Source organism: Pseudoteredinibacter isoporae (assembly GCF_011602085.1).
Lineage (GTDB): Bacteria > Pseudomonadota > Gammaproteobacteria > Pseudomonadales > Cellvibrionaceae > Pseudoteredinibacter > Pseudoteredinibacter isoporae.
In genome coordinates this window covers 152,435-167,222 of record NZ_JAAONY010000003.1, presented here as the reverse complement: position 1 = coordinate 167,222, position 14,788 = coordinate 152,435, and the positions used below count along the sequence as shown (strand labels likewise).

The 14,788-nt window shown below is 49.5% G+C and carries 16 protein-coding genes; 14 read left to right on the top strand and 2 right to left on the bottom strand.

The genetic code is table 11. From position 1 onward, the window contains the following. Positions 1–108 precede the first annotated feature (108 nt). The gene (locus G8768_RS17075; RefSeq protein WP_166843728.1) at positions 109–657 is read left to right on the top strand and encodes a hypothetical protein; all 549 of its coding nucleotides are present in this window, start codon (positions 109–111) and stop codon (positions 655–657) included. Between the two features lie 38 nt (positions 658–695). Here the strand turns inward: G8768_RS17075 and G8768_RS17070 are convergent, their stop codons facing one another. Further along, positions 696–2,513, bottom strand: coding sequence for an ABC transporter transmembrane domain-containing protein (locus tag G8768_RS17070; protein ID WP_166843729.1), 1,818 nt, complete (start codon positions 2,511–2,513; stop codon positions 696–698). 311 nt (positions 2,514–2,824) lie between these two features. Between G8768_RS17070 and G8768_RS17065 the strand changes: the two genes are divergently transcribed. Further along, the gene (locus G8768_RS17065; RefSeq protein ID WP_166843730.1) at positions 2,825–3,253 is read left to right on the top strand and encodes a PaaI family thioesterase; all 429 of its coding nucleotides are present in this window, start codon (positions 2,825–2,827) and stop codon (positions 3,251–3,253) included. A 284-nt stretch (positions 3,254–3,537) separates the two neighbouring features. Beyond that, complete coding sequence (locus G8768_RS17060; RefSeq protein ID WP_166843731.1) at positions 3,538–4,956, top strand: sodium-dependent transporter; 1,419 nt, start codon at positions 3,538–3,540, stop codon at positions 4,954–4,956. A 112-nt stretch (positions 4,957–5,068) separates the two neighbouring features. On the opposite strand, the gene G8768_RS17055 is transcribed toward G8768_RS17060, so the two are convergent. Further along, a complete protein-coding gene (locus G8768_RS17055; RefSeq protein WP_166843732.1) occupies positions 5,069–5,869 on the bottom strand; it encodes an inositol monophosphatase family protein in 801 nt (266 codons plus the stop codon). A 166-nt stretch (positions 5,870–6,035) separates the two neighbouring features. On the opposite strand from G8768_RS17055, the gene trmJ reads away from it, so the two are divergent. The 11 genes from trmJ (at position 6,036) to rlmN (ending at position 14,788) form a co-directional block, all read left to right on the top strand. Then, on the top strand, positions 6,036–6,839 hold the full coding sequence (gene trmJ, locus G8768_RS17050) for a tRNA (cytosine(32)/uridine(32)-2'-O)-methyltransferase TrmJ (protein WP_166843733.1): 804 nt from the start codon (positions 6,036–6,038) through the stop codon (positions 6,837–6,839). Between the two features lie 143 nt (positions 6,840–6,982). Then, on the top strand, positions 6,983–7,480 hold the full coding sequence (gene iscR / locus G8768_RS17045; RefSeq protein WP_166843734.1) for a Fe-S cluster assembly transcriptional regulator IscR: 498 nt from the start codon (positions 6,983–6,985) through the stop codon (positions 7,478–7,480). A 45-nt stretch (positions 7,481–7,525) separates the two neighbouring features. Then, complete coding sequence (locus G8768_RS17040) at positions 7,526–8,740, top strand: IscS subfamily cysteine desulfurase (protein WP_166843735.1); 1,215 nt, start codon at positions 7,526–7,528, stop codon at positions 8,738–8,740. A 53-nt stretch (positions 8,741–8,793) separates the two neighbouring features. Next, positions 8,794–9,180, top strand: coding sequence for a Fe-S cluster assembly scaffold IscU (gene iscU, locus G8768_RS17035; protein WP_166843736.1), 387 nt, complete (start codon positions 8,794–8,796; stop codon positions 9,178–9,180). Positions 9,181–9,237: 57 nt separating this feature from the next. Beyond that, entirely contained in the window at positions 9,238–9,561 is a 324-nt protein-coding gene (gene iscA / locus G8768_RS17030) for an iron-sulfur cluster assembly protein IscA (RefSeq protein WP_166843737.1), read from the top strand. 103 nt (positions 9,562–9,664) lie between these two features. Beyond that, the gene (gene hscB / locus G8768_RS17025) at positions 9,665–10,213 is read left to right on the top strand and encodes a Fe-S protein assembly co-chaperone HscB (RefSeq protein WP_166843738.1); all 549 of its coding nucleotides are present in this window, start codon (positions 9,665–9,667) and stop codon (positions 10,211–10,213) included. Positions 10,214–10,274: 61 nt separating this feature from the next. Further along, complete coding sequence (hscA, locus tag G8768_RS17020; protein ID WP_166843739.1) at positions 10,275–12,149, top strand: Fe-S protein assembly chaperone HscA; 1,875 nt, start codon at positions 10,275–10,277, stop codon at positions 12,147–12,149. A 40-nt stretch (positions 12,150–12,189) separates the two neighbouring features. Then, entirely contained in the window at positions 12,190–12,528 is a 339-nt protein-coding gene (gene fdx / locus G8768_RS17015; RefSeq protein ID WP_166843740.1) for an ISC system 2Fe-2S type ferredoxin, read from the top strand. 21 nt (positions 12,529–12,549) lie between these two features. Beyond that, a complete protein-coding gene (gene iscX / locus G8768_RS17010; RefSeq protein WP_166843741.1) occupies positions 12,550–12,756 on the top strand; it encodes a Fe-S cluster assembly protein IscX in 207 nt (68 codons plus the stop codon). A gap of 450 nt (positions 12,757–13,206) precedes the next feature. Next, on the top strand, positions 13,207–13,632 hold the full coding sequence (gene ndk, locus G8768_RS17005; RefSeq protein WP_166843742.1) for a nucleoside-diphosphate kinase: 426 nt from the start codon (positions 13,207–13,209) through the stop codon (positions 13,630–13,632). A 16-nt stretch (positions 13,633–13,648) separates the two neighbouring features. Further along, positions 13,649–14,788, top strand: coding sequence for a dual-specificity RNA methyltransferase RlmN (gene rlmN, locus G8768_RS17000; RefSeq protein WP_166843743.1), 1,140 nt, complete (start codon positions 13,649–13,651; stop codon positions 14,786–14,788).

Sequence of the window (14,788 nt, the reverse complement as noted above, 5' to 3'; positions counted from 1 at the left end):
AAGTACTTCATAATCTTGTTCGATTGATTGCATTGGATTATTGCCAGACCATTCAGGGCTGTTTTCAATACTCGGTTTTCAATGAATAGAGGCTCCTAAGGAGGGCATATGTCATCAGAGCATTCCATAGTCATGCTTAAGCGCCGCTGGAAGGATAATCCTGGAGATGAGCAACTGATTGGCGACGTGTTTTCCCATTACTTGGGCGGAAAGCGACTAAAGGAGGCGTCTTTATTTGAAGAAGAGCTAAGCCGAAGTTTGGGACGCGTGATTCAGGGGTATGCGTTTGAGTCGAAATGGATCCATGCAGAGGCACTGTTGCAGTATGGGTTTTTTCGGGAGGCATTGGCGGTTTATTCTTCCTTAAAAGCTTACGATCAATCTCGTGCAGGTATTGGCCTCGCAACGGCCCATTTCAATATGGGGTATTTTGATCTGGCTTATATCGAAATTAGTTCGATCTATACATCCGATGCATCTGAGAAAGTTCAGCTGTTACATTTGAAAGTCCTCTATTATTTGGCTCAGTTTCAGGCGGTACAGAACTTCATTGGAAATATACGAGACTCAGGTGTGTCTATTGGGGGCGAGCTTAAGGCGTTTATAGCGATGGTTACCCAAAGCGATGAATTCATTGAGTGGAAGTGCCGGGCCTAAGAAAGGCCCGAGGTGTTTGCACCGAATTTGTTGTCCGCTTACTGATTAAACTGCAACTCCGCCAAGCGCTTGTAGAGCGGAGAACTTTCAATCAATTCATTATGACGCCCCTGAGCAACAATTCCGCCTTCGTCCATTACGACAATGTTATCCGCATGGGTAATGGTCGCCAATCGGTGGGCGATGATCAGGGTGGTGCGATTTTTCATAAGCTCATTAAGTGCAGCTTGAACGTGAAATTCGCTTTCAGCATCCAGGGCGCTGGTGGCTTCGTCCAGCAATAAAATATCTGGATCTTTTAAAATGGCTCGGGCAATGGCTACACGTTGGCGTTGCCCACCGGAAAGTTGCGCGCCTTTCTCGCCCAAGGGTGTTTGATAAGCTTGTGGCAGCTGCATAATAAAGTCATGTGCGTGGGCGGCCTTTGCGGCGGCGATGATTTCGTCTTCGCTGGCATCCATTTTTCCGTAGGCGATGTTGTGCGCCACGGTGGCAGTAAACAGGGCTGGTTGTTGAGGGACCAGTGCCATATGGTTGCGCAGCTCTTCCGGGCTGAGCGTTCGTAAATCGACATCAGACAGCTCAATGCTACCCGCGTCCGGGTCGTAAAAGCGTTGCACCAGCTCAAATACGGTCGACTTGCCCGCGCCGCTGGGGCCGACTAAAGCAACAGCTTGTCCAGCTTCGATGTTTAAACTGAAATCGTTCAGCGCTTTCTGATCCGGGCGGCTCGGATAGCTGAAATTAAGATTCTTGAACTGTAGTTGGCGAGCATGTTCAGGTAATAGGTTTGGCTTTTCTTTCTGATCGCTGTTTTCGATGATGTGCAATTTACTGCTTACATTTAACAGCTCGACCAGACGTTCAGCGGCACCTGCGGCGCGCTGAAGTTCACCGAAGACTTCCGATAAGGTTGCAACTGCGCTGGCCACCATAACCGCGTAAAAAACAAAGGCACCGAGGTCGCCGCCACTCATTTTACCTTGCAATACATCATAGCCGCCGACCCACAGCATTCCGCTGATGGCACCGAAAACAAACAGGATGACAGCTGCGATCAGCATCGCACGATACTTGATGCGCTTGCGTGCAACATTAAACGCGGCTTCAACTTCACCGGAAAATGCTTTGCGTTCGTAGTTTTCCTGACCAAAGCTTTGTACGGTTTTGATATGTTCAATTGCCTCACCGGCGTAGCTGCCCATATCAGCGATGCGATCCTGGCTGCTGCGTGAGAGGCGGCGTACACGGCGACCAAAAATCAACAGTGGGCCCAGTAAAAGAGGAACGGCACTCAATACGATAAGGCTCAACTTAAAATTGGTGAGCAACAGCATCAATAATCCGCCAACAAAAGTGAGACTGTTACGCAGGGCCATTGACAGTGACGAGCCGATAATGTTTTCCAGCAAGCTGGTGTCTGTCGTCAGGCGCGACATGATTTCACCGCTGCGGTTGGTTTCAAAAAAGCTGGGTTCTAGTGTCAGTAGGTGATCGAAAACTTTGGTTCGTATATCGGCGCAGACGCGTTCCCCAAGCCATGACACAAGATAAAAGCGGATAAATGTGCCAAAGGCGATCACGGTGATGATGCCGACTAAGAAGAAGATTGCCTGATTCAGTTCTTCCAGTGAGCCGCCGACAAAACCCTGATCGATAAGCAGTCGAACCGCATGGCCAATCGCGAGGCTTGCGCTGGCCGTTAGCAGCAATGCGAACAGGGCGGCGATAAGTGTTTTCTTGTAGGGCGTGACAAATGGGCTGAGCTCAAGAAGTATACTCAGGCGTTTGCGCTTTTGGGGATTATTGTCCTGGCTGTCAGCAGCTTCCTGCCCTAAGTCTAGAGTTTCACTCATGGTATTTTTTACGGTTGGTTCAAGGAAGAGGTTTCAATGCCTGTACTAGCATCTGACTTTATGTCTTGTGAGGGAGCATAGAATGACGATCGCCGGAAGAGATGACAAGGGGTAAAAGGCTAGGTTTTGTAAAGCCTTCTACTCTGTTGCGGAGGCTTCTATTTGGATTTTGGGGTGATGGCTGTTTTATCCTGAGCAAATTGGTTAATGCTTTGTCACTTCTGGTAAAGCGAGCGAGGCATTTGGGGGGTATGATTGATGCAATTGCTCGCCAGGCGAGTGTGATAAGAAACATTCAGCGGAGAAGAATAATGAGTGAAGCGAAAGACGTAGGGATTAGTATTCCAATTATTGGCCATATGGGGGCCGAGGTGCTTGAGGTTAGTCCAGGGCGAGTGAAGGCAAAAATGCCACTGGCGCCGAATGCGAACCATGTGGGCACAATGTATGCCGGTTCATTATTTACTCTGGCGGAGTTTCCTGGCGGTGTTTTGTTTCTTGATTATCTCCAGGGCGAGAAAATTTATCCGATTGTTGCTGAAATGAACATTCGCTACCGTCGTCCGGCCTTAACGGATATTCATGTGGATATGCAGATGGATCTTGCCGATCTGGATCGCATGAAAGAAGAAACCCTGGAGAACGGTAAAGCCGAAATGAACCACAAGCAGGAGCTGACAGACGACAGTGGTGAAGTAGTGGCGATTTCTGAAGCTCGATATGTGTGGATTAAAGCTTAATTTTTAATCGACTTTCGCTGGGGGCTGTTCTGCCCTCAGTTCTGCATTTCCCTCTTTCTTTATTGTCCCGGTTTTGGCTTTCCTTTTACGGCCTCCAGGCCAAAGGCCTTTGCGGCTAGGGGCCTGCTGCTCGTCTATTAAAAAAATCCATTTGCGGGCTTCGAATTTCCCTTTGGAAGAGGGGGTCGCATACTGGAATAAAAGCCCCAAATGGGCGATGATGACCAAAAATTTGGGCCAATTTGCCCAAATCATAACGACTATAAAATTAGAAGAGACAATCTATGACTGCAGCCAGAGAGCATTTTGGGTCCCGTATCGGATTTATTCTGGCCGCCGCGGGTAGTGCGGTGGGTATCGGTAACCTGGTGGGTTTCCCGGTTGGGGCCGCTAAAAACGGTGGGGGCGCCTTTCTATTTATCTATGCACTGTTTGTGCTGTTGATATGTTTGCCTGTAATGATGGCTGAATTGGCCATTGGTCGACGTTTCCAGAAAGACCCTTTGGGCGCCTATAGTAGCTCGGCGGGTGGTGGCCTGTGGTCCATAGCCGGTTGGTTGTCCGTCATTACGCCTTATATGATCGCGGTGTTCTACAGTGTGATCACCGTTTGGATCTTTGGTTATCTGGTGGGTGCCTTAATGGGCAATCTGGATCAGTTAGCCGACCCCAGTTATTTTGGTCAATTTATCAACAGCAATGAGGTGTTTATTCACCTGATTGTGGTGGTAGGCCTTGTCTATTTTATTCTTGTGAGCGGCGTTAAAGACGGTATCGAAAAAGGTGCCAAGATCCTGATGCCTGGCCTGTTTATTATGTTGATTGGCCTGGTGATCTTCGTTCTGACTCTGGATGGCGCTATGGCCGGTGTTAAATATTACATCGTGCCAGATTTCAGCAAGATTAATGCTTCGGTGATTAACGGGGCCTTGTCTCAGGCGTTCTTTTCGCTTTCCCTGGGTATGGGTATTTTGATTACCTATGGTTCATATATGGAGCGCCGTGAGAATGTTGTCGGCTCGGCAAAGTTCGTGGCCTTAACCGATACCATGGTGGCGTTCTCTGCGGGTTTGATGATTTTGCCGGCGATTTTCTCGTTTGATCCCGCAACAGACACTGATGCGTTGAGTGATTCCTCGGTGAGCTTGATTTTCAGCTTCCTTCCGAAAATCTTTTTGGCGATGCAAGTGAGCATCGGCTATGTTGGTGCCAGCATTGTTGCCATTCTGTTCTTTACCCTGGTGTTCTTTGCCGCTTTGACCTCTCTGGTCTCCATTACCGAAGTGCCAACGGCCAGTCTGGTTGATGAAAAAGGCTACAGCCGTAAAAAAGCGCTGAGCATTTTGGGCGTGAGCATGGGTGTATTCACCATTGCGTGTATTCTGAGCTTTGGTCGTGTGGATTTTCTGACTCAATTTATGGAGTACGCTGGCGCGAACAAATCCCTGTTTGATGTGATCTACGATATTTTCTATGACACCATTTTGCCTTTGAATGGTTTGCTGGCTTGTCTGTTTGTGATTTATCGTTGGAAGAAGCACAACTTTAATGAGGAGTTGGAGCAGGGCAGCGAGGATTATCGTGGTTCCTTTGTTGAGAAGTACATTAACTTTGCACTGTCTACCTTTATTCCTGTGGTTCTCTTGCTGATCTTTGTAAACACCGTCGCCACTAAATATTTTGGCTTGAGCTTTTTTGGTTGATTTGGTGTTCCTAAAGATCTAAAGCTATAAGATCAAAACAAAAAGGCCGGAGCTGTTAACTCCGGCCTTTTTTATTGGCTTGCTTTTAAAGGCGTTGTATCAGGTGGCTGATTTAGATATTGCCCATCTGTTTGCCAACAATTTGAAGCAGTGGTTTGAAGACTTTGGGTGTGCCGCAAACAACATTGCCGCTGTCCATAAATCCATTTCCGCCTTTGAAATCCGATACCAGGCCGCCAGCTTCTTTCACCAGCAGTACGCCAGCAGCAATATCCCACTCTTGCAGGTTCATTTCCCAGAAACCATCAAAACGGCCTGCGGCAACATAAGCCAAATCCAATGAGGCGGCACCCGGGCGACGAATGCCAGCAGTTTGGCCAGCAATTTCCTGCAGGGCCGCAAGGTATGGAGTGATGTTGTCAAAAGCATAACCATTGAAAGGAATGCCGGTGCCAATCAGGGCGCCATCCATACTTTTACGAGGGGACACGCGAATACGGCGACCATTCAGTGCGGCACCTCGGCCGCGGCTGGCGGTAAATTCTTCGCGGGTAATGGGGTTCAGCACTACAGCGTGCTCAATTTGGCCTTTGTATTTACAGGCAATGGAGATGGCAAAGTGAGGAATGCCATGAATGAAATTGGTGGTGCCGTCCAGTGGATCGATAATCCACTCGTAGTCACTGTCTTTCCCTGGACTTACGCCGGTTTCTTCACCGCGAATCGTATGCTCGGGGTAAGCTTTGCGCAGGTGATAGATAATTTCTTTTTCGGACGCTTGATCGATCTCGGTTACAAAGTCATTGCGGCCTTTTTCTTCAAAGGCTACGACGTCAACGCGTTCCAGGGCGCGCTCAATAAGCTCGCCAGCCTTGCGTGCAGCACGCAGGGCAATATTCAGCATGGGTTCCATGGGTCACCAAATTCACTTGTCAAAGAACATAGGCTGCGGCTAGCACAGCAGTTGGCGGGCGATTATAGAGTAAAGCTCCCGGCTGTGCTAGCGACGAGAGGCAATCTCCGGTAGACTTGCCGCCGTTTTGGCCAGTGGCCAACCAAAGTAGCAAGCAGGAATCCCTATGGCCGACAGTCTAGCCCCCGAAAACAGCCAGCGTTTACAAAAAATCCGCATCGTATTGGTCAATACCTCGCACCCCGGAAACATTGGTGGCGTGGCTCGTGCCATGAAAAATATGGGGATGGCGAGCCTTTATCTGGTTGCACCGAAAGAATATCCCGCAGATAAGGCGGTATGGCGCGCTTCCAACGCGGTTGATGTGTTGGATGGTGCTGTTGTTGTCGATACCCTGGATGAAGCTATTGCCGGCTGTGGCCTGGTCGTTGGCACGTCGGCTCGCGACCGTCGTATTCCCTGGCCAATGTTGACCCCGAGAGAGTGTGGTGAGCGAGCCTGGGCTGAAGCAGAGGAGCACGATGTTGCTCTGGTCTTTGGCCGTGAAGATCGTGGTTTGACCAATGAAGAGCTGCAAAAATGTAACTACCATGTGCATATTCCCAGCAATCCTGAGTACAGCTCCCTGAATTTGGGCGCCGCTGTCCAGGTTTTGTCTTACGAAATGCGATTGGCCTGCCTGGAATACGAGCGCGAGGGTAAAGCGCTGAGTTTTGATGACTGGGATATGCCACCGGCCAAAACCGAGGCTATGGAGCATTACTACGAGCATCTGCAGCAAACCCTTGAGCGCATCGGCTTTCTGGAGCCTGATAACCCGCGCCAGACCATGACTCGTTTGCGTCGTTTATACAGCCGTGTGCGTATGGATGAAATGGAGTTAAACATCCTCCGCGGTGTTTTAACGGCTATGCAGAACTATGTTTATCACACGGAGAATAAGCTTAAGTCCAAAGAGTCTGAGCGCTAACTGGCTGAAGCGGCTTGATTTATTGCGTAATCCTGACTGTAATGGTAGGGTATATACCTGAGTCGTTTACTGGGTGTTTATCTTGACTCGACTCATGGGTTTTTGAATAATGCGCGCCGCGCCCCAATGCTGGAAGCCTGATAATGAGACTAACAACAAAAGGCCGCTATGCGGTCACAGCAATGCTGGATTTAGCGCTCCATGCCGATAACGGCCCCATTAGCTTGGCAGGTATCTCCAAACGACAGGAGATCTCACTGAGCTACTTGGAGCAATTGTTTTCCAAGCTGCGCCAGAATGATCTGGTGAGCAGTGTGCGAGGCCCGGGTGGAGGGTACCGCTTAAGTCGATCTAGCGACGAGATTTTTGTCGCTCAAATCGTTGACGCGGTGAATGAATCCATCGATGCGACCAATTGTGGTGGCACTGGTAGTTGTCGTAACGGTGAAATCTGCTTAACGCATCACCTTTGGTGTGATTTGAGCGACCAGATACACGACTTTCTCAGTGGTATCAGCTTGGCCAGCTTAGTGGCTCGCAAGGATATTCAGGAAGTATCCGAGCGCTTGGATAAAGAAGAAGCTCTGCAGAAGGCAGAGGCCGACTCAATGCAGCGCATCAGCGCATCCAGCTTGGGTTGATAACCGTGAACCCGGGCCTGAGCCCGGGATATTGAAGGCTAAATCATGAAGTTACCGATTTACTTGGATTACTCTGCATCGACGCCAGTGGACCCTCGCGTGGCCGAGGTAATGATGAATTGCCTGACTATGGATGGTAATTTTGGTAATCCTGCTTCCCGCTCCCACATCTATGGCTGGAAAGCTGAGGAAGCTGTTGAAAACGCTCGTGCTCATGTTGCCGAGCTGATTAACGCCGACCCCCGCGAAATTGTCTGGACCTCGGGTGCTACCGAGTCTGATAACTTGGCAATTAAAGGTGTCGCTCATTTCAATGTGCGCAAAGGCAAGCACATTATCACTTCAAAAATCGAGCACAAAGCGGTGCTGGATACCTGTCGCCAACTGGAGCGCGAAGGTTTTGAGGTGACTTATCTGGAACCAGATTCTGAAGGTTTGATCACCGCGCAGCAAGTTGCTGACGCTATCCGTGAAGACACCACTGTTGTTTCACTAATGCATGTGAACAATGAGATTGGCACCATTACCGATATCGCAGCGATTGGAGAAGTTTGTCGCGCGAATAAGGTGTTCTTCCACGTTGATGCTGCCCAGAGTGCAGGTAAGATTGAAATTGATGTTGACGCCATGAAGGTTGATTTGATGTCCTTCTCGGCTCATAAAGTGTATGGCCCTAAAGGTGTTGGTGCGCTGTATGTGCGTCGTAAGCCAAGGGTTCGACTGGAAGCGCAGATTCATGGCGGTGGCCATGAGCGCGGTTTCCGTTCCGGTACTTTGCCAACCCATCAAATCGTTGGCATGGGCGAGGCGTTCCGCTTGGCTCGAGTGGAGATGGAAAAGGATCAGACACACTGCAATGCTCTGAAAGATCAGCTTTGGAATGGTCTAAAAGACATGGAGCAGGTGACCGTGAATGGTTCTCTGAACGATCGTGTTTCCACCAATATCAATATCAGTTTTGCCTACGTTGAGGGCGAGTCCTTGCTGATGTCCTTGCGTGACCTGGCTGTGTCTTCCGGCTCGGCCTGTACTTCAGCGAGTCTCGAGCCATCTTATGTTTTGCGTGCTCTGGGTGTAGACGACGAAATGGCGCACAGCTCCATTCGTTTTAGTGTTGGTCGTTTTACCAGTGCCGAAGAAATTGATTTTGTGATTGAAAAAGTCCGTCATGCGGTTGCCAAGCTGCGCGAATTGTCGCCACTTTGGGATATGTATAAAGACGGTGTTGATTTAAGTACAATCGAGTGGGCTGCGCACTAGGCGGCAGCTCAATCAGCAATAGCCTTTAGCCTTGGCTAAGGTGGAGTTAAAAAATGGCCTATAGCGATAAAGTAATCGATCATTATGAAAACCCTCGCAATGTAGGGAAGCTGGACGAATCCTCTGACAGTGTTGGTACCGGTATGGTCGGTGCACCAGCGTGTGGTGATGTGATGCGCCTGCAGATTCAGGTAAACGGCGAAGGTGTTATTGAAGATGCCAAGTTCAAAACCTATGGCTGTGGTTCAGCAATTGCCTCAAGTTCTTTGCTAACCGAGTGGGTTAAAGGAAAGACCCTGGGTGAAGCCGAAGCGATTAAAAATACCGAAATTGCTGAAGAGCTGGCATTGCCGCCTGTGAAGATTCACTGTTCCGTTTTAGCGGAAGACGCCATTAAAGCGGCGGTGCGTGATTTACGCGAAAAGCGCGGTGAAGACTAAGCGCTTTATATTCAGCTTCTCAGGTTTTTGTGAATTAACGAAGGTATTGGATTTATCATGTCATTAACGATGACTGCCTCAGCCATTGAGCACGTTCAGCGTCACCTCGATTCCCGAGGGAAGGGCGTTGGTATTCGCGTAGGTGTGCAAACCACAGGTTGTTCCGGTTTGTCCTATGTGCTTGAGTTTGTTGACGATGTTAATCCGGAAGACAATACCTTTGACCAAGGCGGTTTTAGTCTGGTTGTTGATCCGAAGAGCCTGGCTTACCTTGATGGCACAGAGCTGGATTTTGTTAAAGAAGGTCTTAACGAAGGTTTTCAGTTTAACAACCCAAATGCAAAAAATGCTTGCGGCTGTGGCGAGAGCTTCCACGTATAGTATTTTATATAGATTGCTATAGACGTCGTGTTATAGAGTTTTGCAGAAAAAGCCGGGGCGTATTTCCCCGGCTTTTTTGTGTAACTTTCTGATGAGTAAAGTCATGGATTTAAGTGAAAACTTCTTTGCCTTGTATCAGTTGGAGCCTGGCTTTGAAATTGATATGGCTGCCTTAAAGAGCACCCATCGACAGCTTCAGATGCAGTGTCACCCTGATAAATTTGCTGCGGGCAGTGCCCAAGAGCAGCGTGTGGCGGTGCAGGCTATGGCTTATGTGAATCAGGCCTTCGATACTTTGAGTGTTAATGTTAAACGCGCTGAGTATCTTTTGGATTTGGCGGGCATCGAGAGTAATCTTGAAAATCAAACTCATCAGGATCCCATGTTTTTGATGCAGCAAATGGAGTGGCGTGAAGAACTGGCAGAATTGCGTCAATTGCTCAGCCGTGACGAAGCAGCCGCGGAATCCAAGTTGCAGTCACTGATGTCGAACCAGAAAAAACTGGAAAAACAAATCGAAGCCGATTTTGTGAGATTGTATGAGCAGGGCGATTACCCGGCATGTGTCGCGCCGCTTGCTAAAATGCACTTCACCAGTAAATTTGCTAAAGAGTTACGAGCAGCAGAAGATGAACTGCTCGACCTTGATTGAAGCCCGATAAATACGGCTGCTGAGTTATGATGCTCGCGGCTGATTGTTATATAGGTATTTTGTGTTACTTCAGATTTCAGAACCCGGACAAAGCGCCAAACCCCATGAGCGCAAACTGGCAATCGGTATTGATCTCGGTACCAGTAACTCCGTAGTTGCTACTGTTCGAAGTGGTGAGCCCGTTGTGTTGGCTGATGAGCAGGATAATTCTATTTGTCCTTCATTGGTCCATTACACTGCTGAGGGTGGCGTTGTAGTGGGGCAAGCCGCCAGTGAAAAACTGCTGAGCGATCCTGCGAATACCATTAATTCGATCAAGCGATTGATGGGGCGCGGTGTCGAAGACAGTGCGTCTCTGGGACAGAGTTTGCCGTACACCTTCACTGAAAAAGAAGGTTCAGGCGTACCGTATATTTCTACGGTTGCAGGCGAGTTCAGCCCAATTGAAATTTCTTCTGAAATTCTTAAACATCTCGCTGCCCTGGGTGAGCGAAGTTTGTCTTCCGGTTCGGCGAGCGAGCTGGATGGTGCTGTTATTACGGTGCCTGCTTACTTTGACGAAGCTCAGCGTCAGGCGACCAAAGACGCTGCTACCCTGGCGGGCTTAAAAGTTTTACGTTTGTTGAATGAGCCTACAGCCGCGGCAGTTGCTTACGGTTTGGATAAGCAGGCTGAAGGTTTGATCGCGGTTTACGATTTGGGCGGTGGAACTTTTGATGTCTCTATTTTGCGTTTAAGCAAAGGTGTATTTGAGGTTCTTTCCACGGGTGGTGATTCGGCATTAGGTGGTGATGATTTTGATCAGGCGATTGTCGACTGGGTGCTGAACGAAAGTGCACACGCCAAAACGCTTGAGCCGGTTGAACAGCGTGCTTTGTTGCTAAAAGCTCGCGATGCCAAAGAGCAATTGGCGGGTTCTCACAGCACCACCATTGAGTTCAATAATCAGTTGTTTGAGTTGAATCGCGAAACTCTGGCCGAGGTTTTACAGCCGCTGATTTCGCGCAGCATTAAGTCCTGTCGTCGAGCTTTGCGTGATGCCGACATTAGCGCCGAGGATGTGGACAATGTTGTTTTGGTTGGCGGCTCAACAAGAACGCTTGCGGTGCGCGAAGCGGTTGCGAACTTATTCGGACAGGAACCGCTCTCGGATCTGGATCCGGATCGCGTAGTTGCTCTGGGGGCAGCAATCCAGGCAGATATCCTGGTGGGCAACAAACCCGACAGCGATATGTTGTTGTTGGATGTGATCCCTTTGTCTTTGGGCATTGAAACCATGGGTGGTTTGGTTGAGCAAATTATCAGCCGTAATACAGCCATCCCGGTGGCAAAGGCCCAGGAATTCACGACGTTCAAAGATGGGCAAACTGCAATGGCGGTTCATGTCTTGCAGGGCGAGCGTGACTTGGTCAGTGCTTGTCGCTCGTTAGCACGTTTTGAGTTGCGTGGTATTCCACCAATGGTTGCCGGCGCGGCAAAGATTCGAGTGGTCTTCCAGGTCGATGCTGATGGCTTGTTGATGGTGTCCGCGGAAGAGCTTACCAGTGGCGTGAAAACCAGTGTGGATATCAAGCCTTCCTATGGCTTGGCCGATGATGATATCAGCCGCATGCTGCAAGACTCCTTCAGTCACGCCAAGGATGATATGAAGGCCCGGGCCTTACGTGAGCAGCAAGTGGAAGCGGAGCGGGTTCTCGAAGCACTGGTGCCTGCACTGGAGGCCGATGGTGATTTGCTCAGCGAACAAGAGCGGCAAACCATTGTTCAGGCGATGGAGGCGCTGCTGCAAACCCGGCAGTCTGCGGAGAGCCCGAGGGACATTGAAGCGGCGATTGAAGTGGTTGCGCAGTGCACTGATGACTTTGCGGCCCGTCGAATGGACCGAAGCATCAAATCGGCCTTGGCGGGCCAGAATCTGGATGACATAGATTCCTAATCGGGCGTAAAAGCGCCGACAGTAATATTGAGTGTGAATTATGCCGAAAATTGTATTTTTACCCCACGAGGAAATTTGCCCGGAAGGTGCGGTCGTAGACGCTGCCAAAGGCGAGAGCATTGTAGATGCTGCCTTGCGCAACGGGATTGAGATTGAGCACGCCTGCGAAAAGAGCTGTGCCTGTACCACCTGTCACGTTGTTGTACGTGAGGGCTATGATTCTCTGGAAGAGGCGGATGAGCTGGAGGACGACTATCTGGATAAGGCCTGGGGCCTGGAGCCAGATTCCCGCTTGGGTTGTCAGGCCAGGGTTGCCGATGAAGATTTGGTGGTCGAAATCCCCAAATACACGATTAATCAGGTTTCAGAGCACCACTAGGTGCCGACAGGCGAGGTCACTATGCAGGATTTACGTTGGACCGATGTAAACGATATCGCCATGGAGCTGTTTGATGCTCACCCGGATGTCGACCCTCAGTTCGTTAATTTCGTTGATTTGCGAAATTGGGTCATGGCCCTTGAGGGGTTCAACGATGATCCCAATCGTTGTGGCGAAAAGGTGCTGGAAGCGATTCAGGCAGCCTGGATAGAAGAGGCTGCCGATTAGCCAATTTGCGGGCTTTTCGGCCTGGCTTGGTGGGCCTGGGTTAACAAATTGATGTTTCGCAGTGAGATTGCTCTCAAAAATGCCCAAATTGGGGCTTTTTAAGGCGATTTTATGCCCTTTAACGCGACCTTCAGCTATTTAACCGTTGACCTCACAAGTGTATAATCGGCGCCTCTGTCGAAACTGGGGCATTGAGCGTCGGTCCAAGCCATTTTAAAGACTGTGCCAGCTGGCGATTCGCCATGAAGGCTGTGCCCAAAGGCTTGATTGAAATAGGCCGCTAGCCCCTAACACCCAACAGATAAAACCCGTGCTTGCCTTGGAGATGGTGGGCACGGGTTTTCCGTATCCATAGCTGCTGTCTGCGGGCGATCCGCCAGACGGGTCCAGTGGCCTAAATGGGGCGGAAACAATTTTTTGAATTAATGACAATTTTTGGAGATTAAACACATGGCGGTAGAACGCACTCTTTCCATCATCAAGCCAGATGCGGTAGCTAAAAACGTAATTGGTCAAATCAATGCACGTTTCGAAGAAGCCGGTTTGAGCATTGTTGCTATGAAAATGGTTCAGCTGGACGACGAGAAAGCTGGCGGTTTCTACGCTGAGCACAAAGAGCGTCCTTTCTTTGGTGATCTGGTTTCTTTCATGACTTCTGGCCCTGTTGTTGTTCAAGTTCTGGAAGGTGAAGGCGCTATTGCTAAAAACCGTGACCTGATGGGTGCAACTAACCCTCAGGAAGCGGCCGCTGGTACCATCCGCGCTGACTTCGCTCAGAGCATCGATGCTAACGCTGTTCACGGTTCCGACTCTTCAGCTTCTGCTGAGCGTGAAGTGGCTTACTTCTTCGCTGCTGACGAAATCTGCGCTCGCTAATTCAGGTGTTAGATTGATGTCCCTGTCGTCGCCAGAAACCGTGGAAAGCAAAGTGAATTTGCTGGGTTTATCCCAGCAAAAACTGGAAGCCTTTTTTGAAGAAATGGGCGAGAAGCGCTTTCGTGCGGCACAGGTTCTCAAATGGATCCACCAAATGGGCGTGGATTCATTTGATGAAATGACCAATATCAGCAAAGCCCTGCGTGCCAAGTTGAGTGAGAAGGCTGAAATTACAGCGCCTGAACTGATTCAACAATTCGATTCAGCGGATGGCACACGCAAATTTCTGATTCGAGTCACCGGTGGCAGTGCCATCGAAACCGTGTTTATCCCGGATGGGGAGCGCGGAACCTTGTGTGTATCTTCCCAGGTTGGCTGTTCCCTCGATTGCAGTTTTTGCTCGACCGGAAAGCAGGGTTTTAATCGCGACTTGAGCGCTGCCGAAATTATCGGTCAGGTGTGGATTGCGGCAAAGTCCTTTGGCCAGTTTGGTGAAGATAGACCCCGAAAGATTACTAATGTAGTGATGATGGGCATGGGGGAACCTCTGCTCAATTTTGATAATGTTGTCGATTCCATGAATCTCATGATGCACGACAACTGTTATGGAATTTCAAAGCGCCGGGTTACCTTGAGCACTTCGGGTGTTGTGCCAGCGCTGGATAAACTGGATGGATTGACGGACGCCTGTTTGGCAATTTCTTTGCATGCGCCAAACGATGAGTTGCGCAATGAGCTGGTGCCCATTAATAAAAAGTATCCCATTGCCATGTTGCTCGATAGCGCCAAACGTTATATCGACAACCTGCCGGATAATCGCCGCAAAATTACCATCGAATATACCTTGATCGATCAGGTCAACGATCGCCCTGAGCATGCACGTGAATTGGCGCAGCTGTTACGTGACATCCCGGTCAAAATTAATCTAATTCCTTTTAACCCGTTCCCAATGTCGGATTACAAACGGGTGAGTAACAATAGTTTGCGCCGCTTTCAGGATATAATGACGCAGGAAGGGTATATTACGACTGTGCGCACAACGCGCGGTGATGATATCGATGCGGCCTGCGGGCAGTTAGCGGGCAGTGTGAACGATCGCACTCGTCGCTCTCAGCGCTATCAAGAACAAGCGGTTCGCATAATCAATAACGCATAG

Excerpts from the sequence above, each read along its gene's own strand:
- G8768_RS17075 (WP_166843728.1), top strand. The coding sequence starts at position 109 with ATGTCATCAGAGCATTCCATAGTCATGCTTAAGCGCCGCTGGAAGGAT.
- G8768_RS17070 (WP_166843729.1), bottom strand. The coding sequence starts at position 2,513 with ATGAGTGAAACTCTAGACTTAGGGCAGGAAGCTGCTGACAGCCAGGAC.
- G8768_RS17065 (WP_166843730.1), top strand. The coding sequence starts at position 2,825 with ATGAGTGAAGCGAAAGACGTAGGGATTAGTATTCCAATTATTGGCCAT.
- G8768_RS17060 (WP_166843731.1), top strand. The coding sequence starts at position 3,538 with ATGACTGCAGCCAGAGAGCATTTTGGGTCCCGTATCGGATTTATTCTG.
- G8768_RS17055 (WP_166843732.1), bottom strand. The coding sequence starts at position 5,869 with ATGGAACCCATGCTGAATATTGCCCTGCGTGCTGCACGCAAGGCTGGC.
- trmJ (WP_166843733.1), top strand. The coding sequence starts at position 6,036 with ATGGCCGACAGTCTAGCCCCCGAAAACAGCCAGCGTTTACAAAAAATC.
- iscR (WP_166843734.1), top strand. The coding sequence starts at position 6,983 with ATGAGACTAACAACAAAAGGCCGCTATGCGGTCACAGCAATGCTGGAT.
- G8768_RS17040 (WP_166843735.1), top strand. The coding sequence starts at position 7,526 with ATGAAGTTACCGATTTACTTGGATTACTCTGCATCGACGCCAGTGGAC.
- iscU (WP_166843736.1), top strand. The coding sequence starts at position 8,794 with ATGGCCTATAGCGATAAAGTAATCGATCATTATGAAAACCCTCGCAAT.
- iscA (WP_166843737.1), top strand. The coding sequence starts at position 9,238 with ATGTCATTAACGATGACTGCCTCAGCCATTGAGCACGTTCAGCGTCAC.
- hscB (WP_166843738.1), top strand. The coding sequence starts at position 9,665 with ATGGATTTAAGTGAAAACTTCTTTGCCTTGTATCAGTTGGAGCCTGGC.
- fdx (WP_166843740.1), top strand. The coding sequence starts at position 12,190 with ATGCCGAAAATTGTATTTTTACCCCACGAGGAAATTTGCCCGGAAGGT.
- iscX (WP_166843741.1), top strand. The coding sequence starts at position 12,550 with ATGCAGGATTTACGTTGGACCGATGTAAACGATATCGCCATGGAGCTG.
- ndk (WP_166843742.1), top strand. The coding sequence starts at position 13,207 with ATGGCGGTAGAACGCACTCTTTCCATCATCAAGCCAGATGCGGTAGCT.
- rlmN (WP_166843743.1), top strand. The coding sequence starts at position 13,649 with ATGTCCCTGTCGTCGCCAGAAACCGTGGAAAGCAAAGTGAATTTGCTG.